Annotated in this window: 22 protein-coding genes and 4 pseudogenes; 14 read left to right on the forward strand and 12 right to left on the reverse strand. The window is 54.6% G+C overall.

The window, feature by feature from the left end:
• Window positions 1-60 precede the first annotated feature (60 nt).
• From AC1RJ3_RS22620 to AC1RJ3_RS22630, 3 genes are all read left to right on the forward strand, one after another.
• Window positions 61-495, forward strand: coding sequence for a DUF6678 family protein (locus AC1RJ3_RS22620; RefSeq protein WP_347927215.1), 435 nt, complete (start codon window positions 61-63; stop codon window positions 493-495).
• A 55-nt stretch (window positions 496-550) separates the two neighbouring features.
• The gene (locus AC1RJ3_RS22625; protein WP_347927216.1) at window positions 551-898 is read left to right on the forward strand and encodes a hypothetical protein; all 348 of its coding nucleotides are present in this window, start codon (window positions 551-553) and stop codon (window positions 896-898) included.
• A gap of 66 nt (window positions 899-964) precedes the next feature.
• Window positions 965-1204 carry a hypothetical protein gene (locus AC1RJ3_RS22630; RefSeq protein WP_347927217.1) on the forward strand — a complete coding sequence of 80 codons (240 nt, stop codon included), beginning with the start codon at window positions 965-967 and terminating at the stop codon, window positions 1202-1204.
• Between the two features lie 669 nt (window positions 1205-1873).
• Here AC1RJ3_RS22630 and AC1RJ3_RS22635 read toward each other — a convergent pair.
• The 3 genes and pseudogenes from AC1RJ3_RS22635 to tnpB all read right to left on the reverse strand — a co-directional run.
• Window positions 1874-2074 (reverse strand): annotated as a pseudogene (locus tag AC1RJ3_RS22635) (transposase domain-containing protein); the annotation flags it as partial.
• Window positions 2052-2297: pseudogene (locus tag AC1RJ3_RS22640) on the reverse strand (transposase domain-containing protein); the annotation flags it as partial. The pseudogenes AC1RJ3_RS22640 and AC1RJ3_RS22635, both read right to left, overlap by 23 nt.
• 46 nt (window positions 2298-2343) lie before the next feature.
• On the reverse strand, window positions 2344-2727 hold the full coding sequence (gene tnpB / locus AC1RJ3_RS22645) for an IS66 family insertion sequence element accessory protein TnpB (RefSeq protein ID WP_347930057.1): 384 nt from the start codon (window positions 2725-2727) through the stop codon (window positions 2344-2346).
• Here tnpB and AC1RJ3_RS22650 point away from each other — a divergent pair.
• The 3 genes from AC1RJ3_RS22650 (at window position 2688) to AC1RJ3_RS22660 (ending at window position 5663) form a co-directional block, all read left to right on the forward strand.
• Window positions 2688-3011, forward strand: a complete 324-nt coding sequence (locus AC1RJ3_RS22650) for a DUF3885 domain-containing protein (protein WP_493080641.1) — start codon at window positions 2688-2690, stop codon at window positions 3009-3011. The genes tnpB and AC1RJ3_RS22650 overlap by 40 nt on opposite strands.
• Before the next feature lie 471 nt (window positions 3012-3482).
• The gene (locus tag AC1RJ3_RS22655) at window positions 3483-4349 is read left to right on the forward strand and encodes a LysR family transcriptional regulator (protein WP_347927218.1); all 867 of its coding nucleotides are present in this window, start codon (window positions 3483-3485) and stop codon (window positions 4347-4349) included.
• 105 nt (window positions 4350-4454) lie between these two features.
• A complete protein-coding gene (locus AC1RJ3_RS22660; RefSeq protein WP_054598019.1) occupies window positions 4455-5663 on the forward strand; it encodes an MFS transporter in 1209 nt (402 codons plus the stop codon).
• A 5-nt stretch (window positions 5664-5668) separates the two neighbouring features.
• Here AC1RJ3_RS22660 and AC1RJ3_RS22665 read toward each other — a convergent pair.
• From AC1RJ3_RS22665 to AC1RJ3_RS22675, 3 genes and pseudogenes are all read right to left on the reverse strand, one after another.
• A pseudogene (locus AC1RJ3_RS22665) lies at window positions 5669-5825 on the reverse strand (transposase domain-containing protein); the annotation flags it as partial.
• 17 nt (window positions 5826-5842) lie between these two features.
• Window positions 5843-6221, reverse strand: a pseudogene (locus tag AC1RJ3_RS22670) (agmatine deiminase family protein); the annotation flags it as partial.
• A 112-nt stretch (window positions 6222-6333) separates the two neighbouring features.
• Window positions 6334-6948, reverse strand: a complete 615-nt coding sequence (locus tag AC1RJ3_RS22675; RefSeq protein ID WP_347927220.1) for an FMN-dependent NADH-azoreductase — start codon at window positions 6946-6948, stop codon at window positions 6334-6336.
• Between the two features lie 139 nt (window positions 6949-7087).
• Between AC1RJ3_RS22675 and AC1RJ3_RS22680 the strand changes: the two genes are divergently transcribed.
• Complete coding sequence (locus AC1RJ3_RS22680; RefSeq protein ID WP_347927221.1) at window positions 7088-7987, forward strand: LysR family transcriptional regulator; 900 nt, start codon at window positions 7088-7090, stop codon at window positions 7985-7987.
• Window positions 7988-8385: 398 nt separating this feature from the next.
• On the opposite strand, the gene AC1RJ3_RS22685 is transcribed toward AC1RJ3_RS22680, so the two are convergent.
• On the reverse strand, window positions 8386-8946 hold the full coding sequence (locus AC1RJ3_RS22685; protein ID WP_054598023.1) for a hypothetical protein: 561 nt from the start codon (window positions 8944-8946) through the stop codon (window positions 8386-8388).
• Window positions 8947-9077: 131 nt separating this feature from the next.
• On the opposite strand from AC1RJ3_RS22685, the gene AC1RJ3_RS22690 reads away from it, so the two are divergent.
• Window positions 9078-10118, forward strand: coding sequence for a hypothetical protein (locus AC1RJ3_RS22690; RefSeq protein ID WP_347927222.1), 1041 nt, complete (start codon window positions 9078-9080; stop codon window positions 10116-10118).
• A gap of 752 nt (window positions 10119-10870) precedes the next feature.
• Here AC1RJ3_RS22690 and AC1RJ3_RS22695 read toward each other — a convergent pair.
• From AC1RJ3_RS22695 to AC1RJ3_RS22710, 4 genes are read right to left on the reverse strand one after another with little or no spacing between them, the layout of a single operon-like run.
• Window positions 10871-11995: an agmatine deiminase family protein gene (locus AC1RJ3_RS22695; RefSeq protein ID WP_493080610.1), complete on the reverse strand. Its 1125-nt coding sequence runs from the start codon at window positions 11993-11995 to the stop codon at window positions 10871-10873.
• A gap of 14 nt (window positions 11996-12009) precedes the next feature.
• Window positions 12010-13113, reverse strand: a complete 1104-nt coding sequence (locus AC1RJ3_RS22700) for an extracellular solute-binding protein (RefSeq protein ID WP_493080612.1) — start codon at window positions 13111-13113, stop codon at window positions 12010-12012.
• 1 nt (window position 13114) lies between these two features.
• Complete coding sequence (gene aguB / locus AC1RJ3_RS22705) at window positions 13115-14023, reverse strand: N-carbamoylputrescine amidase (protein ID WP_493080614.1); 909 nt, start codon at window positions 14021-14023, stop codon at window positions 13115-13117.
• Window positions 14024-14027: 4 nt separating this feature from the next.
• Window positions 14028-15080 carry an agmatine deiminase family protein gene (locus tag AC1RJ3_RS22710; RefSeq protein ID WP_493080616.1) on the reverse strand — a complete coding sequence of 351 codons (1053 nt, stop codon included), beginning with the start codon at window positions 15078-15080 and terminating at the stop codon, window positions 14028-14030.
• A 134-nt stretch (window positions 15081-15214) separates the two neighbouring features.
• On the opposite strand from AC1RJ3_RS22710, the gene AC1RJ3_RS22715 reads away from it, so the two are divergent.
• From AC1RJ3_RS22715 to AC1RJ3_RS22740, 6 genes are all read left to right on the forward strand, one after another.
• Window positions 15215-16087 (forward strand): LysR substrate-binding domain-containing protein, encoded by an 873-nt coding sequence (locus AC1RJ3_RS22715; protein WP_493080618.1) that lies wholly within the window; start codon window positions 15215-15217, stop codon window positions 16085-16087.
• 205 nt (window positions 16088-16292) lie between these two features.
• Entirely contained in the window at window positions 16293-16562 is a 270-nt protein-coding gene (locus tag AC1RJ3_RS22720) for a hypothetical protein (protein WP_347927228.1), read from the forward strand.
• Window positions 16563-16806: 244 nt separating this feature from the next.
• Complete coding sequence (locus AC1RJ3_RS22725) at window positions 16807-17325, forward strand: hypothetical protein (protein ID WP_493080620.1); 519 nt, start codon at window positions 16807-16809, stop codon at window positions 17323-17325.
• A gap of 47 nt (window positions 17326-17372) precedes the next feature.
• Window positions 17373-17666, forward strand: a complete 294-nt coding sequence (locus AC1RJ3_RS22730) for a hypothetical protein (protein WP_493080622.1) — start codon at window positions 17373-17375, stop codon at window positions 17664-17666.
• Between the two features lie 194 nt (window positions 17667-17860).
• Window positions 17861-18238, forward strand: coding sequence for a c-type cytochrome (locus AC1RJ3_RS22735; protein WP_493080643.1), 378 nt, complete (start codon window positions 17861-17863; stop codon window positions 18236-18238).
• Window positions 18239-18414: 176 nt separating this feature from the next.
• Window positions 18415-19071, forward strand: a complete 657-nt coding sequence (locus tag AC1RJ3_RS22740) for a hypothetical protein (RefSeq protein ID WP_493080624.1) — start codon at window positions 18415-18417, stop codon at window positions 19069-19071.
• Between the two features lie 221 nt (window positions 19072-19292).
• On the opposite strand, the gene AC1RJ3_RS22745 is transcribed toward AC1RJ3_RS22740, so the two are convergent.
• The gene (locus AC1RJ3_RS22745) at window positions 19293-19775 is read right to left on the reverse strand and encodes an OsmC family protein (RefSeq protein WP_103315972.1); all 483 of its coding nucleotides are present in this window, start codon (window positions 19773-19775) and stop codon (window positions 19293-19295) included.
• Window positions 19776-20185: the final 410 nt, after the last annotated feature.

Below are 20185 nucleotides of genomic sequence, written 5' to 3' on the forward strand. Positions count from 1 at the left end.
TGACTGACAGCCAATAGCGGTCATTCATTCTTGAACACCAAAAAATCGATAGGACTGAATATGAGCGAGCTACCGAAGTCCGGCACGGGCCATGATGATGTAACACGGAAGAAAATCCATGCTGCCGTAGCGGCGAGAAACTTGGCAAGCGCATCGAACAATACCAAGTGGGATGAGCTGATCAACCATTTCCGCCAGCTTCAGGGTTGGCGTCCGTCATACCGATTCAAGTCCGTCACTGGATACATCTCAGGGTGGGATGTCGAGTGGTTTTACCATCTGCCGTTTCCATTTGCGTCCGTCGAATGGTTCGACATTGGCTTGTTGGAAGCAGCCCCCTCAAAAGGAAGGCTGCTTGCACGTACAACCATTGACCATACAGACGAAATATCGAAGATCGTCGCACACATTGGATTCGAGTTTGACGTGCGCGCTGACGTTCTGAGAATTTGGGGGTACATCCCAAAATCGTATGAAGACTTTCCGCCTGTGTGACAGTCTGCAATGAAAACAGGACAGACTTGTTTCTCTGTCACCAGCCTCAACAGCAATGAAGAATAAATCTGCCCCCCTTTTTCCACATCGTAATGTCACCCTATGGTTTCCCGGCCCATCAAGTGCTTGGGCTCTGGTGTACTCGCTTCAGGATGCCAGTGCCCCGTACTTTGACTTCATGTACACCAGCAAAGAGCCGCCTCAGGAAGCCCTGTCCGCATTGCTATGGAAGTATCCACAGTGCACCGTTATCGATTGGTCGCTCGGACGTTTGGCCTGCATCAAGGCCCAGGGTGTGGATGTTGAGACGCTAGCGGAAATTATCCGGGAAGTCGCTGAAACTGCTTGGGGTGAGCGCATCACAGTCGTCGATGCTTCGTACGAGGAAATGGGTAGAGCGTGACCCAAGAGCGGACACTTGATCAAGATTTTCGGGCACCATAAAGCCAAGCAATAACGAGTAGTGGATATGAAACATGAACTTTGGCTGGAACCGGATGGCTGCCAGACTTTCTGCCTAGCCGATGCTCACGGAGATGGGGCGCGCAGGCTTCTTCACGAAAAAGCCAAACTTATCTGGGAGGTTGAAGCTGAAAGTCACTTCGTAGCGATGAGCAAATACTATTCGTATATGGACTGGGGCGAATACCAGACAGACTTTCCCGAACAAGATCAAATCCCCTACACGGAACCAGGATGGGGTGTTTAGCCGTAGCACCGTCCTCCTCTATCAGCTCTTGACGTCTATGGTCTCATTCGGATCGATAGCTGCCGGTCTACGCCGACAAAAATCAGCAAAATGAAGTCGCTGGCTGCTCGGTTTAGCGTAAGCGGCTAGCCAATTCACCTAGTGCCGACCACTGATTCAGCATCGACCTAGCTGAATGCTAACCAAAAAGGTTGATGAGCACTCTATGATTCAATGAATCCGAGTCTGATAATACCCTGGATATCAGAGTCCTAGGCAGGGTAAATAATGGATAATTATGCAGCACGCTATGTGATATTTGCTTTGTCCCTCTTCGTGTTGTGTGAGCCAGTACAAGCATCAGTATGGCAAATTTGCAGTATGGAACTACGTATCACTAATGTATTGAAACGTCCGTATCCGCAGCTACAGGCCCAGATCCTGAAGGTAATCCCGGCATCGCCCACTGTGGAATGTCCAAAAGAAGGGTCCACCCTCACTTTTACCCCAGAAACTACAAACTACCAAAGTGAGCTCCCACGTCGACAGTGGCCCAACAAAGGACAGTCCGTGCACGTTAATTACCGGTATTTGGATGGCATATGTAAGGGAGATGGCAATAATTATGGGTGCCGTATTAAGCACTACCCAATAGTCGGCCCTTGAGTGGCAAGAGCCTCCCAATTCAATCTACATTAGTTGGGTCGGCCCCCACTGATGCGGCAGCAACTGGTCGATCTCACTCGCCCGGTGCGTCGGCAGGCGCGTGAGAACATCTTTCAGATATGCATACGGATCATGACCATTGAGCCGCGCAGACTGAATCAAACTCATGATCGCCGCCGCCCGTTTTCCACTGCGTAACGAGCCTGCGAAGAGCCAGCTTTTTCTCGGACGCCGCTGGTACTGCTTGCAAGGCCTGAAGCTCTGCTTCAATCGCTGCGATATCGGTATCGATCAGGTCATCGAGCAAACTGGCCTGCTCAGGATTCATCTGCTCGCTGCGCTTGGCAAACTTCAAACGCTTGAGCTGGGCGATTTCGTGGGTCAGCTTCTCGATCACCGCCTGATTGCGGTTGATCTTCTTGCCCATCGTCTCAATGGTTTTACCCATCGTTTCGACCGTCTTACCCAGCGTGTCAACCTGACGGTCGAGCGTCTCAACACGCTGCATCAACTGCGCGTTGCCATGGCAGTCCCAGCACCAATGCCTGAAGTTGCTCGGTATCCAGTTCCATCTCAGAACCATGGCGAATGCCAGGCCAGTGGAACTTGCCTTGGTTCAACCGGCGCGCCGCCAGCCATATTCCGAATCCGTCATGCACCAGCACTTTCATGCGATTGGTGCGGCGGTTGGCGAACAGATAAGCACAGTGCGACTGCGCGCAATCACCTTGTCTAAAGCCGTATCGGTGCCTGCGCGCATGTCCATCGGGCCTCGATCTACGCCCTTCGATCTGCTGGCATTGACATCCCCACTGAACGGTCAGTCTGGAGCGAGAAGATAGATCCAGAGGATTGGTATTGCGAAAGCGAACCGGAATATTGGATCAATATCGCATTTGAAGCGCCTGTGGCCCTGCTTCAAGCATTTCTTTGGTGTGCATTGGCTAGAGATTTTGCTGCAATTGAGCCTAAACCCAAGTGTGCTTTGTACCTCTTCAATTTGAAGAAGCGGGTCATGGTTTTCCCATATGACGACAGGGGTATGGATGTAGTTGGCCCTAACAAAGATCTGCTTTCACAGCTGTATCGTCAGCATCATACATACCTGCTGGATTACGACCGACACGCGATGGACAGCACATTCGCAGGGCCTGCGCGCTAGCCTTGCTTACATTGGAGCTGAAACTGTGCCCACTGGGCCGCCACCTCCTTCAGGTCGATTCCACTCAGTTGCCACCTGCAAAAATCGTAAGCGTCCGTCCAATACACCTTGCGCAACGTAACTGACTTGCACCGGGCTAGAATCCTAACCGCAGCCGCGTCGGGGATGCTGGAAGCGATGTGTTAGGTGCAAATGGAAGTGCGCGTAGTGAGCAGTGGAGCCGAAGTCGGAGCGCCGATGGAAGGACAAGGGCCCCTTGATATCACCCGCGATTTTGCCCGTTGCTCTACAGGCCCCCGGGGGGGACTGAATATTCCTTGCTCGTCGTGATCGCTGTAATCGCCAAACGGTTTTTGCGGGGCGGAAAACGTGGGGACGAAATGAAGTCCAAGCTTTATGCGGCAGCGCCACCTGATTTATCGGTAAGCTACGCTTTTAGCTCGCTGTAAATCCACTCCTAACCATACCCTGATGACCAATATGCTTGACTGGGACAGCCTCCGTTTTTTCTTTGCCTTTGTTCATGAGGGCTCCTTAGCCGCTGCGGCTCGCTCTCTGGGGGTGGAGCACGCGACTGTGGCTCGCCGAATAGCTGCCCTTGAAGCCTCTTTGGACATGAAGCTGGTAGATCGTAGGGGCCGTGTCTACCAACTGACCGAGGACGGTGTGAGGGTAGGTGAATATGCAGCGCAGATGGAGTCTGCGTCACTTGCGCTCAGGCGATTCGCTGACGGGGGAGAAAGCCGTATTGAGGGTGCGGTGATCTTGTCTGCACCTCCTGCATACCTCGGAACGTTGGTAGCTCGGCGACTTGGGGTATTGCGCGAGCGTTATCCCCGGTTGCAGCTGACGCTCGTCGGAGCCAAGTCCACTGCGTCGCTGGCAAGGAAAGAAACCGATATTGCCATTACCTTCAGCAGGCCGGATGAACAGAGTGTCGTCGCCAAAAGTCTCGGCTCCTTGCGTTTTTACCCGCATGCTAGCGAGGGCTACATTAGTCAACGTGAACCTGAAGAGTTCGAGTTCATAGGCTACGACCGTAGCATGGACGATTCGGTACAGCAGCAATGGCTCCTGGATCGGCTGGAAGGAAGACCGCTTTCCGTCACCAGCAACGACCTGCGCATCCAGGCATTAGCTGCCGTAGGCAATGCTGGCATAGTTTTCCTTCCGGATTTTTTAGGCAAAGAATATGGGCTGGCAAGGGTTGATATGGATCACACACCGCTGGAACTACCCATCTGGCTCGCGTTTCATGAAGATTTACGCAGCTCTCTAAAAATCCGGGCAGTTCTTGATTTCCTCATGGAGGGATTAGTGCAGGCACAGGAGCTGTGAATTTTTTCACATCCGGTTTGTGACTTTGATGAATGGGTCATCACGAAACATTTCTCTACTCTGGGCTCCGAATTGAATTCCTGCCCACTGAGAGGCCCTTCACCAATGAGCAGTTCCCATCCCATAAAAAGCTCAATGGCTGTATACCGTACAGCGTGGATCGTGACCGCGATTTTTATACTTTCAAATGCCGCTACGCCACTCTACAGCTTTTGGCAGCAGTCCCTCGGTTTCGCGTCGGGGGTGCTAACCGTAATTTTTGCCTGCTACATCATCGGTCTTCTTCTAACGCTCACCATCGCTGGGCAGCTGTCCGACCACTACGGGCGCAAAGCCTTGCTTCTACCCTGTGTGGGGCTGGCTATCATTGCAGCGATTCTGTTCGACCAAGCGCACAGCATCGGCGTCTTGATGCTCGCACGCTTCCTCACCGGCGTTTCGGTGGGCCTCGTTGTATCTGGGGGTATGGCGAATGTCGTCGAGCATGCTCAGCCTCATCGCAAGCATTTTGCTTCGCTAATGGCATCTGTCGCGATGGTGGCTGGAGCGGGCACCGGGCCGCTATTGGCAGGGGTCGTTGCGCAATATCTTCCGAACCCGATCCACACAGTCTTCCGAGTGGAAATCGCGATTTTGTGCGTGGCGCTCCTAGCGTTACTCAATCAAAAGAACCAGAAGCTTGGGGTCGGTACGTTTAAACCGCGCTTGCCCACCGTCGCTAAGGAAAACCTCGGCATCGTGCTATTGGGGATAGCGTTCTTCGGCCCTGGAATAACTTCGACATCATTCATCCTGTCGCTCGGCCCCAAGCTGATAGCGACTTTTCTAGGCGTGAATAGTCCCCTTGTCACAGGTTGTATGGCCTTTTCAATGTTCCTCGTCGCCGTGAGCGTGCAGTTTGCGGCGAAGCGATACAGCAGCCGTACTGTGTTTTCGCTTAGCGGGATCGGTACTGTCTTCTCAATGATTTTCGTGTGGATCGCGCTGAAAACCGGTTCCGCTCCATGGCTGATCGTTTCCGCTCTGTTGGCAGGCGCCGGTCAAGGCTTGGGCCAGTTAGGTGGACTGACCCTTATTGCTGACCGCGTGCCTGCGCAGCGCAGAGCCGAAGCCAACGCAGTGTTCAACATGGGGGGGTATGTGCCCGCTGGAGTGATCCCGGTGGTAACAGGTTACTTGATCGACTTTTGGGGGCTGAGCATTGGAATAAGCTCACTTGCGCTCATTATCGCGAGTCTTGCTTCTTTGGCGCTCATGCAGCTTTGGAGGCACGTCCCTAAGCAAAGTCAAACTCGTACACACAGCGAGGCTTAACGAACTCACTTATGTGGCAGCAGATCAATAATCTGACTGGCGCGCTGGGTAGGAAAGCGCATGAGGACGTCTTTCAGATAGGCGTATGGATCGTGCCCGTTCACGCGCGCATGACTGGATCAGGCTCATGATTGCCGCCTCTCGTTGCATCGACCAAAGGCTGGAGATGCACACCGGTTTACCACTTCACGGTCCGGGTAGAGCTCGGACAACAGGTCAAAGGCTTTCGAATCTGCTGCCTTGTCACCGAACTCGGGGGCAATGACCGCTCCATTGATCACGAAGCAGTTGATATAGCCTGGCGCGAAGTCCGGATTGTTTTTGCTGAACCGACTCTTTCGTGGATTGAGCGGAGGCGACACGGTGTGCACAAGCAGCGGGCGGCTATCGGCATCGGTGGCATTCCTGAGAATCTCCAGATGGACAAGTGTCACTGCGTGGTCATGGGACTCAGGGTCGTTGTCGAGGTTAGAGATCAAGAACTCCCAGCTTGACGAAGCGGACGTAGAAGTCGACATGGGCGTCGGTGATGTCCTTGCCTTTGATTCCCGGCAGAAAGAATGAAAGATAAATCTGTGGCGCCCCTTTCTTCACGCTGCCGCATAACTCGATGCCCGTTTAACCACGCGAAGTCGATAGAGCAGAATCGATTGGCTAGGGAAGATGCTGTCTAAACCAGCGACTTTTGAATTTGATGATCAAATGTATCCAGAAAATCGCGCATGCCGATGTCTCCGAGATCTACAGCTTTAGCGCCGCCGGCCGCAATAAAGGTGACATCGGTGATACCCAGGACGTTCAGGATCAGTTTCAAATATTGGGTCGCAATGTCACGGTCTCTAATCGGGGAGTCGTTGGTGTATACACCTCCCGAGGCGAGCAGCACCGTTGCCTTTTTACCGGTCACCAGCCCTTTACCATCAAAGCCCAAGGTCAGGCCTTTACGTACCACGTGATCCACCCACGCCTTGAGCGCCGCAGGGACGTTGTAGTTGTAGACCGGCGTTGAAATAACCAGGTGATCGGTTTCCAGCAACTCGGCCACAAGCTCATCGGATAGCTGCAACACGGCTTTCATTTCAGGCGAATGTTGGGTTTGCGGGGTGAAGTAAGCCTGCAACCAAGGGGCCGTCACGAACGTCAGCGAAGTCTCCGTTAGATCCCGTATTTTGATGGCGCCGCTAGGGTGTGCAGCTTCCCACGCGGCCACAAATCGGCGAGTGAGCTGCCGGGAGATTGAAGCATCCCCACGTGGGCTGGTTTCAATGGTGAGAAGCCTGGACATGTAAGTAACTCCTGCGCAGTGATGCGGCGGTATGTTTTGCGTTGTCGCTCTAGGCGATGTGCGACACACTCTACCCAATACGATCTATACGCAGGAGTGATGTAAATATGATTGAGTCCATCTGTTTAAGTGATGGGTCATGATCGGAAGTCTCAGCCTGGATCAGTTGCGAATCCTTGTAACCATTGCTGATACAGGCAGTTTCTCGGCAACGGGACGTCACCTGCGGCGTGCTCAATCTGCCATTAGCCAGTCGATTGCCACACTTGAGTCAGTTCAAGGTGTGAGGCTGTTTGATCGGAGCGGCCATCGTCCAACGCTCACTGAGGTCGGTAGAGTGCTGGTGGTTCAAGCGCGCGCCGTGCTGGCAAGCGCTGCCCAGTTTGAAGCAATGGCCTCAAGTACGGCAGCCGGGGTTGAGCCGGAGTTGGCGCTCGCCATAGACCCTTTGGTCCCTAGCGCACCGCTCATCGAAAGCCTGCGCGCTATCCGTGAGGCTTTCCCGCATCTGGCAGTGAGTTTTTCTACGGAAGGCTTAGGCGGCGCAGAGCGCCGATTGCGCAACGGCGATGCGGCACTGGCGCTTTGCACATTGATTCCGACAGTGCCCGACGATGTCACCGCATTGCCGCTGCTCAGCGTCAACTTGAGACCAGTAGTAGCCAGCGGGCATCCCCTGGCTACGTTAGGCCGTCGGGCAACAAGTGCAGACCTCAAGCCTTATGTGCAACTGGTACTTTCCGATCCGGTTTCCCCCGACGGCCCTAGCTATGGGGTGACGGGCAGTCACCAGTGGCGGTTTGTAGATTTGGCACGGCGGATGGATTTTTTGCTCGCCGGGTTCGGTTGGTGCCGAATGCCAGAGCATCTGATTGCGGATCATCTGGCTTCAGGACGCCTCCTGCCGCTTGAGTTAACCGCCGAACTTCAGCGCACACCAGACACACTGACGATCTATGCTGCGCACATGCAAAATCGCTCTTTAGGGAAAGCAGGCCGATGGCTTCTGAATGATCTGACCCATCGTCTGTGCAGGTGATGATACGAAGACGACTAACGTCAGCGGTTTGGTTATCCCGTTGGCCAAAGGGCTGATGCGGTTAATCGAACCGGTAGTGCAGTGCAATGCAAAGGGGACAAACTTAGTTCTCTGTCATACCTGCCTCGACAGCATGTCTAGTCCTGAAATAGGTTTACACCTGTTTCACCCCAACGCCCGGTGCATCGCATCGGGCGTTTTGTATTTCAAAGACAGGTGCGGCCGCCCGCTTCCGGGAAGACGCAGTGCTGCGCAGTAGCCATAGCGACTTTTTTTGCCGAGATCTTTTGAGACCGATCGAGCCCATATAACTGAAAGGCTCTTCTGTCAGTGACACCCTGAGTCATCGACGCATGCAACGTCCACAGCAAAGTAGAAAACGCCCTCAAGCGCGATATCTAGCGCCGCGACATGACCGCGTTATGCACGGGTAAAGCGGCTTGTTCGGGGTGTTGCTGCAAAAAATGCCTGATGGCTTGATCCTGGCGATCCACCACGCATACGTTCACGCTGGGGCGAGGGACGGTGCATTCGCCAAGCGCGAGGAACCCGCAACTCATGACGCCGTATACCGCAACCGGTTGCGCGACGGCCGAGCAATCGTAGACCATCTCGCCAAGGTAATTGAGCTGCCCTTGGGTGACGGTGAAATGCAGCGGTTTGGAGTAAGCCCCCATTACCCCGCGGCGGTGACCCAGGCGGCTCACCTCATAGTCACCGGCGGGCAGCCATGCCGAATAATCATCCTTGGGTCCCCAGCCGTAAGTCTTGTCACTCTTGATGTCACGAAATTCAAGGTAGGTTCCGTAGGGGCCGCCTTCCAGCAGCGTGCCGACCACCAGACCAGCGTTTTGCGCGTTGTAAACGGGGGAATTCAACGCCATTTCAGCGGGCATTGACGAGCAACCGGCCAGCAACCCGATCAGGCCAATTGCAAAGATGTGGTGCGAGTAAAGCATTCCGTTACCTCGGTGGGAGACGAACAAAATCCAAAATAAATTCAAGGCCGACAGCGCGCTGGACGGCGGCGACTACCTTTATTAGCATGATGGCCTTTCGCCTACTTGTACATCAAGGACGATACATCAACATGTTCAGTTTTTCCCGATGGCGCCTGCGTGGCGCTGTAAGCATTGCCGCACTGTTACTTGGCGGGTGCAGTTTCAACGGTTCCTATCCGGACGCCAGTGGACCCGATGCGGCGAAGCTGCGCTTTATCAGCAGCAATGAAAACTCGACGCTCGACTTGTTCGATGCCGAACACTGCGACGGCCAGACGACGGGGCTGCTCAATAACCTGTTCTCCGCCAATACCCGGCGACGGGCGGCGATGAGCGCCGCTGTACCCGAGAATGCCAAGGCCTATCTGGAAGTGCGGCTGCAACCGGGCCATGAACTGTTCGCGCGAGCCAATACCTTAAGCACCGGTAGCGTGTGCACCGTGGCGTTCAACTTTACCCCGCAGAGCGGTGGCGAGTACGAAGCGAACTTCCGCTACGTAGGTCGCAGTTGCCAAATTACCCTTAGCCGTCTGCGCCAGATTGATGGCAAGGTTATGCGCTCGCCGATCGCGCTGACCAACAAAGGCCTGCCCGCCTGCGTCGGCCGCAACCCGATTTTCCCCAAGCCCGCCGAAGCACCGCCACAGTCAGCGGAGCGTACAGCACTGATCGCGCAGATCGTCGACGCCAGTGTCATCGCGAAAATGAAGCCCGAAGCCGACGATTCCTCGTCGGTGCGGGAAGCGTTGCTCGACAAGTCGATGGAGGAACGCAAACAGCGCCTCGGCTTCAGCCTGCCGGATGCCTATTGGACTGAATATCACCAGAACCTGGAGCAGTTCGCCAACGAGATGACAGGCACCAAAGCGCGTTCATTGCTGTTGTACAAGGACTACTACACCAACCGTCTGAGCCTGCTCGACACCCCCGAGATCCATGAACTGCTGCCCGACAGAGAAACGGCCGACCGTAGCAAGGCGATGTCCACCAATAATGCAATGCTGGAATACTACTACCGAACCCAGCGAGAACTGCTGAAGGAAACACTGAGCGCGCATCAGGCACGCATGGCCGATCTGGATCAGCGCTTTGAGGTGTGCAAGCGTTTCGCGGCCTGCTGGCAAAATTAATAGGGGTCGGCCTGAGGGTGCCGGCCGTAACAGGTACACTGCTTATCGCCGAGCGACAGCTATCGGCCCAGAGTGTGTAAAAACGCTTCGCCAAAATTGAAGTGTGCGCGTCTACGTTAAATCTGAAATTTATCGGCACGTCAGCAGATGTGGATTTCGCGTAGAAGCGCGATTTCCAGTCCGATATTGAGTACCTGTCTCGCACAAAAACGTTTTTACACAGCCTCGGCTAATAGCGGACACACACCCGTATTGCGTCAGAAAACAACTAGAGACTATTAGAATGCCGATTCAGTGCCAAAGGTGCGGTCAAGGCTCAGTCCTAGCGATGCGTATCCGCTCTACGCATATTTTGCTGTGGGTCTGCGAGGAGTGTGAAGCAACATGGAAACGCCAAGAGGAAGTCAACATCGGTAAGTTCGAAGACTATGGAACGCTAATGATGAGTATCGGACGCAGCCCTTTGTGGTCGGAACTGAAGCCTCAGTAAAAAGTGCGCAGCCATTCACTTTGCACTTCCTGCGTACCGTCCGTTTCAGGTCTATTCCACTCAGTCACCACCGGCAAAAATCAATCAAAAACCGCCACTCGATCGATACGGATACACGACACAAAAAGCTGTCTTGCTTACCCGCCAACACTCTTGATTAGGGAAGTGGTGTGCGGATAGACCTCAAATAACGAATCAGGCGCCTAGGGCGCCTTATCCGCTTCTAGAGCTAGCATTTGTCGAGGGCAACGGTTGACCCAACCTAAACCAAAGGCTGGTGACTGGTCACACAGTGGATACCCCCACCACCCGCGGCGATCGCATCGATATTGAGCTGCACCACCTCACGATCCGGGTAGAGCTCGGACAACGGGTCAAAGGCTTTGGTATCTGCCGCCTTGTCACCGAACTCGGGGGCAATGACTGCACCATTGATCACGAAGTAGTTGATATAGCCTGGCGCGAAGTCTGGATTGTTTTTGCTGAACCGACTTTTTCGTGGATTGAGCGGAGGCGACACGGTGTGCACGTGCAGCGCGCGGCCATCGGCATCAGTGGCCTTCCTGAGAATGTCCAGATGGGCGAGCGTCACTGCGTGGTCATAGGACTCGGAGTCGTTGTCGAGGTTGGCGATCACCACTCCCGGCTTGACGAAGCGGGCGTAGAAGTCGACATGGGCGTCGGTGATGTCCTTGCCTTTGATGCCCGACAGCCAGATGATTTTGCGCAAGCCAAGTCTCTTCTTCAGTTCTTCCTCTACGTCGACCTTGCTCCAGCCGGGATTGCGGTTGGTATTGATCCAGCTACTTTCGGTCATGATCCCCGTGCCGTGGCCATCCACTTCGATAGCGCCGCCCTCGCCCACCAGCCGGCTGCGGATGTAGTTGGCGCCGGCAGTCCGGGCGACCGAAGCGGCAATCTGCGCATCCTCGGCATGCTGCTGTTTGTTGCCCCAGCCGTTGAAGTTGAAATCCACCGCGCCGAGCCCACCTTCGCCATCGATGACGAAGTTGGCACCGATATCGCGCATCCAGATATCGTCCAGCTCCGTGACAACAAAGGTAATGTTGCCCGTGCCGCATTTTTCTTCAGCCAGATCCCGCTCGCTCTCACGACAAAACACAGTCACCGGCTCATAGTTGGCGATGGTGCGGGCGATCCGCCCCAAGGCATCTTGCACGTAAGGCGTGAAGTCCTCGTGGATGGCCTCCTGTGCACCAAAGGCGATAAAAGCCCGCCGATGTTTTTCGCCCTCGTCCGGCATACGCCAACCGCCCTTGATGGCTGCTTGTACCCGAGGAGCATTCAGGCCCAGTCCCATGGACGCGGCTGCGCCCAGACTGGCAACCACCGAAACCTGCTTGATGAAATCACGACGTGTCGACATGCGTACCTCTCCGTTCATTTCGCGGAAGCTGTCTTGAATTTGGTCCACGCCCGCATGCGCGCACGCATGTCCGCCTGGGGAATGTCTTTGCCCGGGATCAGTCGTTGGTAAGTGGCGTCATCGAGGTAGATATCCGGGTTGTTACGCATCGTTGCATCGACGCTCGGTCGTGCCTTGGCGTTGGAAGTGGGGTAACCGGTGAAGTTAGTGATGGCGGCCATGTTCTCCGGGCGCATGACGAAGTTGATGAACGCGTAGGCGTACTCTGGATGCCTGGCGTCGACGGGGATCGCCATGGTGTCCATCCATATCGTGGTGCCCTCGCGCGGGATGTGGTACTGGAACGTGGTTTTCTTGCCGGCGGCATCTGCAGCCCGTTGCGCCTGGGTCATATCGCCGCTGTAACCGAGCGACAGGCACAAGTTGCCGTTCACCAGATCAGTCACCGGTTGCGACTGGAACTTGCGGATGTACGGCCGCAGTTTCAGCAACAGCTCACTGGCCGCTGCCAAGTCCTCCGGCTTGGCGCTGCGCGGCTCACGACCGAGGTAATTGAGCGCGACCGCCAGCACTTCGTCCGGCGAGTCGATCAGGGAGATACCGCAGTCCGCAAATTTGGCTGCCAGCTCCGGCTTGAACAGCATGTCCAAGCTATTCACCGGTGCATCCGGCATGCGCTTTTTGATCTGCTCGGCGTTGTAGGTCAGGCCGATGGTGCCCCATGTGTAGGGGACGGTGGCCTTGCTCGAGTAGAGATAATGCGTTCGTAGTTTCTGCAAACCTGGCTCGATGTCATCCAGAGCGGTGAGCTTTGACTTGTCCAGCGGCTGCAAACTGCCGGCGTGCATCAGACGCTCGCCAACAGTGTCGCCCGGGAAGATCAGGTCATAACCACTGCCGCCAGCCATCAGCTTGGCTTCCAGTGTTTCACTGCCATCCATGACGTCGTAGATCACCTTGATCCCGGTTTCAGCGGTGAATCTGGACAGGGTGTCCTCGGCGAAGTAATCGGCCCAGTTGTACAACCTCAGGGTTTTCTCCTCTGCCTGCGCCGACGACAAGGCACTGCTTAGCGCCAATCCCAAGGAGCAGAGCAAAAGCTGTTTGGTCACGTTCATCTCAAACCCCTTGAGTGTTCCAGCGAGCATTAATGTGACGACCATCCAGGCTTAACAGCGCCCCATACATTTCGGGACGGCGGTCGCGGTAGATGCCCCAGGTCAGGCGTTCTTCGCGCATGGCGGACAAGTCCAGGCTGTGTACCAGCACACCCAGGCTGTCGCGGTCGGCCTCGGCGAGGAGCTTGCCCTTGTGGTTGCAGATAAAGGACGAGCCGTAGAAGTTCATCTGCAGCGTCGGATCGGTGGTCGCCACTTCTCGGCCAATGCGGTTGGCTGCCACCACCGGCAGGAGGTTTGCAGCGGCATGGCCGCGCATGGTCATCTGCCAGTGGTCACGTGAATCCAGTGCGGCGCAGCCAGGTTCAGAACCAATGGCGGTGGGAAACAGCAAGACTTCGGCGCCCATCAGCGCCAGGCAGCGTGCGGTTTCGGGGAACCACTGATCCCAACAGATACCCACACCGATGCGCCCGAAAGCAGTGTCCCAGACACGGAAACCGGTATCGCCGGGGCTGAAGTATTCCTTCTCCTGATAACCGATGGCGTTGGGTATGTGCGTCTTGCGATACACCCCCAGCAACTGCCCATCGGCATCGGCCACGCTCAACGAGTTGAAGTAGGCATTGCCCGCCTTCTCGAACCAGCTCAGCGGCAGCACCACACCCAACTCCCTGGCCAGCGCGGCAAAGCGTTTTAGCACGGCGCTGTGCTGATATTCCTCAGCCAGCGCCAGGTGTTTGTGATGTTGCTCGATGCAGAAATAAGGTGTGGCAAACAGCTCCTGCAACAGGATGACCTGGGCGCCCTTCGCCGCCGCATCACGCACCAATTGCTCGGCCTGATCGAGGTTGTGTTTCAGATCCCAGGTGCAGGGCATCTGGGTGGTAGCAACAGTCAAAATGGTCATGGCATTACCCCTTCAGTGGCCAGGCTGGCTGTTGCTGAGTGATGCAATGCACCCCGCCGCCGCCATGGGCCAGATGATTGATCCGCACCGGCACCACCTCGCGTCCGGGGAACGCTTGAGCCAACACTTCGGCAGCCACGTTGTCGGCATCGATGCCATAGGCCGGCATGATGATGGCGTTGTTGGCGATGTAGAAGTTGGTATAGGACGCACAAAACACTTCAGCCTCGGTGTCCACTGCATCGGTGGCTTCATACAGTTCGATCAGCTCAAACGGTCGACCGTGGGCATCGGTTGCCAGCGCCAACGCGCGACGGTTTTCGCGTACCACCTCGGCATACACCGAGTGCTTGTCGTGAGTGGCGTCCACCAGCAACACACCAGGGCGGGCGAAAGCGCACACGCCATCGACATGACCGTCGGTCATGTCGCCGGTCACATAGTCGGGATCGCCCGGCAGCCAGACGGTCTTCTTCACGCCAAGCAGACGCGTGAAGATCTCCTCCATCTCGGCCTTGTTCATGCCCGGATTACGATTGGGGTTGAGCAATACCGACTCAGTGGTGATCAGCGTGCCCTCGCCGTCCACATGAATGGCCCCGCCTTCGTTACTCAACGGAGTACCGAAGCACGCCGCGCCGAGGTGATTGAGTGCGCGGCGAGCCAGGCTTTCGTCCAGGTCATGGGCTGACTTGCCACCCCACGCGTTGAAGCGCCAGCTCACACCGGCCAGCCCCTGTTGCGGGTGGCAGACGAAGCTCGGGCCGGAGTCCCGGCACCAGCTGTCATTCACCGCCAGCTCGATCAGTTCGATGTTGGGCCCGCACAATGCTTTGGCACTCGTGACAGCAGAAGGATCAACGACCATCTTCACCGGTTCAAAACGGCCAATGGCATTGGCCACACGAGCGAAATCCTCTTGCACCAGTGCCAACGTGACACCCCAACCCGACTCCCACAGCGCCTGGTTGTGCGGCCAAACCATCCAGGTTGCGGCGTGCCTGACCCACTCCGCCGGCATCCACCAACCATTGTTTTGAATTTCATTCTGCTGCATGACAAGCACCTTTAAGTTAAGTCATTGTGTTCAATGAAAACTGCCTATGCGGTCTTGGCATGCATGCTACGGGCGCAAAAACGGGCAAACAAACGATGGATTTTGCAGATAAATGATTAGAGGAACTTATCAGCATGCTCAAACACTGGCCGCCGCTCGGCACCCTTCGCGGCTTTGAAGCCGCCGCCCGGCTGGGCAGCTTCCACAAGGCCGCCGAAGAGCTGCACCTCACCCAATCGGCGATCAGCCAGCAGATTCGCAGCCTCGAGGCATACCTGGAACAGCCCTTGTTCTTTCGCAGTGGCCGCAGCGTCAGCCTGACCGATGCCGGTCACGACCTGCTCAGCACCACCCAGGCACTGCTGCAGCAACTGGCCGTCGGTGTTCGTCGCCTTGGGCAGTACCAAAAACCCAACCAACTGGTCCTCAACACCACCCCGGCGTTCGCCCGACACTGGCTACTGCCACGCCTGGAAGATTTCCGCCGCCAGCACCCGGAAGTTGATCTGTGGATCTTCAGTACCGACGAAGTCCCGGACATGACGACCCAGACCATCGACCTCGCCGTGCGAGACGACATCAGCTCCCAGGCCGAATGCAGCTTCAAGGTGCTACACGCCGACCGCCTTTACCCGGCGTGCCACCCCAGCCTGTTGGCAGTGCCCAGCGCACAGCGCACCACCCTGCATGGCGAGCGGGAAATGGACTGGAGCCACTGGGCGGTGGAGGCTGGCATCGATGTGGGCCAGAAGGATCAGGGGCTGAACTTCTCCGACCCCGGCCTGCTGCTGGACGCCGCGTGTGCGGGGCTCGGCATCGCCCTGGTCAGCCAGTTACTGAGTCAGCCAGCGCGCGCCAATGGGCTGTTGCAGCCCTTGGTTGAGGAGACGATTCGCGGCCCCAACTGGGCGTTGTTGACCCATCGAGATAGTGAGAATAATCCGATGGCGCGGAGTTTTAGTGAGTGGTTGCTGGGCAAACTGGTGGCGGGGAGTCGGGGGATGTAAGGGGGTTGGGTCAGGGCTGAAGGGTGTCGGCCTCTTGGTTTAGTGCACTTTGATTTGCGGAAAGATGGGAGGCTGCTTTTGGGGTGGATTTCGGTCAGTTGGGACGGGCAGGAGTCGGCCAGAAGCGGGCATTCGATTTCGCTATTCATCAATCTCCCGAGCGTGCGAAATTACCAGCCCTTCAATTTCTCTCAAAGGCATATTCATGACCTCCCCCCTGACAGTCTCGAATCTTTTAGGTCCATGGAGTGGAGATGACAACACAGGGCTATTGCAGCGTTGCAAGGAGGCATGGGATACACCTCTAGAGAGTTTGAATGACCTTATGGTCGCCACTTTTTTGAATCAGAACATCGCGACCGAACATCTGCTTGTCGAGGCAAGGCGTCGCATGAAAGAGCAGGAGCGAGATGAAACCGAGTACTTCGACGGCCAGCTTCTCGAAGCGATAGAGCGCGTGCAATCTGGGGAGTAATTCATCCCGACGGGTTATTGCGTTCGGCACGGCATGTCAGCTATGGGTCGGAAGCGGCCCTTGATGATAGACAGCAATCGGCCAAAATCGGATGTTAGAGGTCGATTGATGTCTCTGCCCCAAACTCCCCAACCCTGCACCAACTGCTCGGGCCTTCACAAGATGCAGTAACATAAGGCCACTATCCAGCAATGTCCGGCCCCTAAAATTTACAGGGGAGCCCGAAGGTATCAGGGAGCGGTTGATGTACGGGAATTACAAGTTTGGCTGGTGTGCTCTGCTGGCAGGAGCGGTGGCGCTCAGTGGTTGCGCTTCACTGTTTCAGGGCAAGCAGTATGTCTTTCCCCGTCCGGATGAACCCTCTGCGACGGTTCGCCTTAAATATGAACGTGGCACCACGCTGGACGCCATGACCTTCAACGAAAAAGGCTGCTACGCAGGGTTCACGCCATTGTCCTATACCGGCGACTTTATCGAATCGCCGGTCGCAGTGGGCAAAGAGCTGGTATTGACTTACCGGAAGGTAGTCGGAGGTGGGCAGTGTCAAATACCCTTTTCTTTCACGCCGCAGGACGGCGCTACCTACACCTTGAAGACCGGCTTCTGGAGTGAGACCAAGACAGGCATCCTTCCCATCTTTACCAGCGACCAATATTACTGCGGAATTGGTTTAGTCAAAAAAGTAGGGGATCAGGAGAGCATCGAACCCATTCAACAGCTGCATATCGAGACGGGTTTTGCCTGCCTTACATTCGTCAAATAGGCGCAATAGGTTGTTTGGCTTCTCTCTATCAACTGACGGATTTTTTCATGCATACCCGCATTCATGCCGCTTACCACCAAGCGGCTTTCTCCCGTGGTGCCTGCGCGTGCTTGACTATCGACGACGTGGCCATCGAGCAATGGCTGGCATCTCATCTCAATGACCCCAGTGTCGCCCTGCTCGGTCTTTCGTTAATTTGGTTGCTGGATGAGGACGAAGACGCTCTTGCGAAGCGTCGACTCATTCCCGGCGAGGATGGTAGTTCCACGCTTGTACCGCTGCTGGTGTGCAGCGACGATATGGACTTCGACTGCACCGTGCTGATGGCCGAACAGGTTTAACAAGGGAATCACCCTGCCGTTAAAAAAGCAGGGCGGGTTGGCTTTGGATCTTGACGTAGGACCGGCTAATGGGTGTCCCATTTTCCCTGCTTTTCAGAACGACTTGCCTATGGCAAAGCAGCTTCGGATAAACTAGCGCTAGCTCAGCAGAGACGCTCTCTAGCATTCACGGACGAGACAAAACCCACATGTTAATGAAAGTATCATTCATCGCTTCGTTAGTAACTTTATCGCTGATTCAATCACCACTATCCTTCGCGGACAATGCCGATGGGAAAAATCTCTACTTACAGAGATGCGCCATGTGCCACGGAATAGATATCAAAGGAACAGGACCTTTGGCTAATAAAAGCAATCCTCCTACACCTGACCTTACGACATCCGCTTTCAAAAAACGGCTAAATGATTATCCGGGCGTTATTGTGTCATCGATAATACTTCGTCCAAATGGAGACTTGATTCCAAAAACGTTGCGAGAGAATGGTGTAAAGATTCCACCACACGCTTGGAGCATTAAGGATCTGCGCGATTTAAATCAATACATGAGTGGTGTGATTTCAAAAAATCGATAATTTTGAGATGGGCGTTGGGCACGGAAATCCAAGAACCATTTCAGGGCTGATTATAAACACAATGAAAACAGGACAGACTTATTTATCCGCCATCAGCCTCGACGCAATGAAAAGTAAATTCGCCCCATCTTTCTTCGCCCTACAGCTTTAGCCTTGGATAATTCGAGACAGAAAACATGAGTTATATCGACACGATAAAACATGAGCTGGTCGGACACATCAATGGCTTAGCCATATATCACCCTCTTGAGCTTATTGAAGCAGGAGGATGGGGAGACCGTAACTTCTCATGTTCTCCCGACAATTTGGTTATCGGAGGCGGAGCTGGCGAACATCCGGCAATAGTCGTCCACGGACTAGGATCATTAGCGGCATCGTATATTCTTTTTTGCATTGAAAAGAACACAGAGCACTTCCCGAAAACTTATACAACTCCACCAGAAGACACAATTGTTCGTCTCAGTGACATTGCGTATGGCACAGAAGAAAATTTAGAGTTTTGCGGTTGGTCGATGACAAAAATTCGAGATTTTGTGGAGCTGGCAAAATCCCCCTTACACGTCATGCCTCTTTCGGAGAAGCAGGCTCCAGAAGAATGGCTGAAGGAATCCATTGGTGAATTTATTTATTTTTCACTTCCTGAACTCAATCCATTTCATGCAGAGATCAACAGCCTTCCCGGCATAGAAAATTGGCATCCTGGTTACTTTATGCGCAACGTAACATGCCCACCACCTAACTACTTTAAAAGCAAAGAAGAGTCACTTCGCGGCGCTCATTTCCAAGAGCAAGGCTTTTTTCGCTGGGACTATAGTTATCCGCCAAAGGAATAAGGGTCATGTACCTCAATGAAAATGGGACAGACTTATTTATCTACCATCAGCCTCGACGCAATGAAAAATAAATCTGTCCCCTTTTCGCGCTCCGAGTCAGAGATATCCGGGCCATTCGGGTCAGGCTTCAGCTCGCGGAGAGTAAGCGTTCGGCAATGTCATCTAGGCAGCTATGCTAATAAGAGATGGTGCCCGTCTACACGGACACCCTCTCTAGCTATTCAGGCGTCCAGACTTATTGATATGTCGGGTGCATGGCTCACTGGAAAGTTTACCGAGCGAGCAATGAAGCATTTCTCATGAGCTATCTGGTGCAGAGTCTGAGCTTTTGCGATTTCAGACCCCGGTGCCAGAACCACCTTTGGCCTCAAAACAACCGACGTGAACTGACCAGCGCCGTGACTCTCCTCGACCATTGTTCCTTGAGCATTGTCTTCATAGGCCACCACCACGACCCCGGCCTCAGCACAAAGGCCGAGGTACCAAAGTTTGTGGCACGCCGATAAAGATGCAAGAAGCAATTCCTCTGGGTTCCAGCGTGTTGAGTCTCCCCGAAAACTAGGATCGGATGACCCCTCAATTGGTATTTTGCCGTTGGCTGTAATTACGTGTGCCCGGCTGTAACCCCGATAAGACGACGTTCCTGTCCCCTCATTGCCAGCCCAAGTTACCTGGACTTCGTACTCGTGTGCTTTGTCTGCCATTTGATTCCTCCTAGGAAAAAGTTTCCGGTAAGTCCGTTAAAACCCGACTCATTGAGCGGGTGTCCATCGATGAGGTAGCAGCTCCGCAATTTCACTCGCCCTCTGAGTCGGCAGACGAGTTAGGACGTCCTTAAGCCGTGCAACGTCAGAGATAGAGACACCTCGACAGCCTCCCTATACTTAATTTAACTATTTGAGCGAAGCATCTGCCACAACCTTTTGAGGTGCGTAGCCAGCAGCCTTCACGAAATCTGAAAAGGGGACGGATTTATTTTTCATCACTGTCCCGTCCTGAATAAGGTTTACACCTTCTGATCTATTTTCAGGAGGGAATAATGGAATCAGCAAAAAGGCGTAGTCAGCGAGACTACACGCTGACTTTTAAATTGTCGGTCGTCGACCAGGTCGAA

The sequence above is a fragment of the Pseudomonas sp. GW822-FHT04C11 genome (assembly GCF_058800905.1).

What these genes read in the sequence shown, in the direction of transcription:
- aguB (WP_493080614.1), bottom strand. Translation starts at nt 14,023, where the DNA reads ATGACCATTTTGACTGTTGCTACCACCCAGATGCCCTGCACCTGGGAT.
- AC1RJ3_RS22700 (WP_493080612.1), bottom strand. Translation starts at nt 13,113, where the DNA reads ATGAACGTGACCAAACAGCTTTTGCTCTGCTCCTTGGGATTGGCGCTA.
- AC1RJ3_RS22695 (WP_493080610.1), bottom strand. Translation starts at nt 11,995, where the DNA reads ATGTCGACACGTCGTGATTTCATCAAGCAGGTTTCGGTGGTTGCCAGT.
- AC1RJ3_RS22710 (WP_493080616.1), bottom strand. Translation starts at nt 15,080, where the DNA reads ATGCAGCAGAATGAAATTCAAAACAATGGTTGGTGGATGCCGGCGGAG.
- AC1RJ3_RS22620 (WP_347927215.1), top strand. Translation starts at nt 61, where the DNA reads ATGAGCGAGCTACCGAAGTCCGGCACGGGCCATGATGATGTAACACGG.
- AC1RJ3_RS22625 (WP_347927216.1), top strand. Translation starts at nt 551, where the DNA reads ATGAAGAATAAATCTGCCCCCCTTTTTCCACATCGTAATGTCACCCTA.
- AC1RJ3_RS22735 (WP_493080643.1), top strand. Translation starts at nt 17,861, where the DNA reads ATGAAAGTATCATTCATCGCTTCGTTAGTAACTTTATCGCTGATTCAA.
- AC1RJ3_RS22680 (WP_347927221.1), top strand. Translation starts at nt 7,088, where the DNA reads ATGATCGGAAGTCTCAGCCTGGATCAGTTGCGAATCCTTGTAACCATT.
- AC1RJ3_RS22630 (WP_347927217.1), top strand. Translation starts at nt 965, where the DNA reads ATGAAACATGAACTTTGGCTGGAACCGGATGGCTGCCAGACTTTCTGC.
- AC1RJ3_RS22655 (WP_347927218.1), top strand. Translation starts at nt 3,483, where the DNA reads ATGACCAATATGCTTGACTGGGACAGCCTCCGTTTTTTCTTTGCCTTT.
- AC1RJ3_RS22675 (WP_347927220.1), bottom strand. Translation starts at nt 6,948, where the DNA reads ATGTCCAGGCTTCTCACCATTGAAACCAGCCCACGTGGGGATGCTTCA.
- AC1RJ3_RS22725 (WP_493080620.1), top strand. Translation starts at nt 16,807, where the DNA reads ATGTACGGGAATTACAAGTTTGGCTGGTGTGCTCTGCTGGCAGGAGCG.
- AC1RJ3_RS22660 (WP_054598019.1), top strand. Translation starts at nt 4,455, where the DNA reads ATGAGCAGTTCCCATCCCATAAAAAGCTCAATGGCTGTATACCGTACA.
- AC1RJ3_RS22720 (WP_347927228.1), top strand. Translation starts at nt 16,293, where the DNA reads ATGACCTCCCCCCTGACAGTCTCGAATCTTTTAGGTCCATGGAGTGGA.
- AC1RJ3_RS22685 (WP_054598023.1), bottom strand. Translation starts at nt 8,946, where the DNA reads ATGCTTTACTCGCACCACATCTTTGCAATTGGCCTGATCGGGTTGCTG.
- AC1RJ3_RS22690 (WP_347927222.1), top strand. Translation starts at nt 9,078, where the DNA reads ATGTTCAGTTTTTCCCGATGGCGCCTGCGTGGCGCTGTAAGCATTGCC.
- AC1RJ3_RS22745 (WP_103315972.1), bottom strand. Translation starts at nt 19,775, where the DNA reads ATGGCAGACAAAGCACACGAGTACGAAGTCCAGGTAACTTGGGCTGGC.
- AC1RJ3_RS22740 (WP_493080624.1), top strand. Translation starts at nt 18,415, where the DNA reads ATGAGTTATATCGACACGATAAAACATGAGCTGGTCGGACACATCAAT.
- AC1RJ3_RS22730 (WP_493080622.1), top strand. Translation starts at nt 17,373, where the DNA reads ATGCATACCCGCATTCATGCCGCTTACCACCAAGCGGCTTTCTCCCGT.
- AC1RJ3_RS22715 (WP_493080618.1), top strand. Translation starts at nt 15,215, where the DNA reads ATGCTCAAACACTGGCCGCCGCTCGGCACCCTTCGCGGCTTTGAAGCC.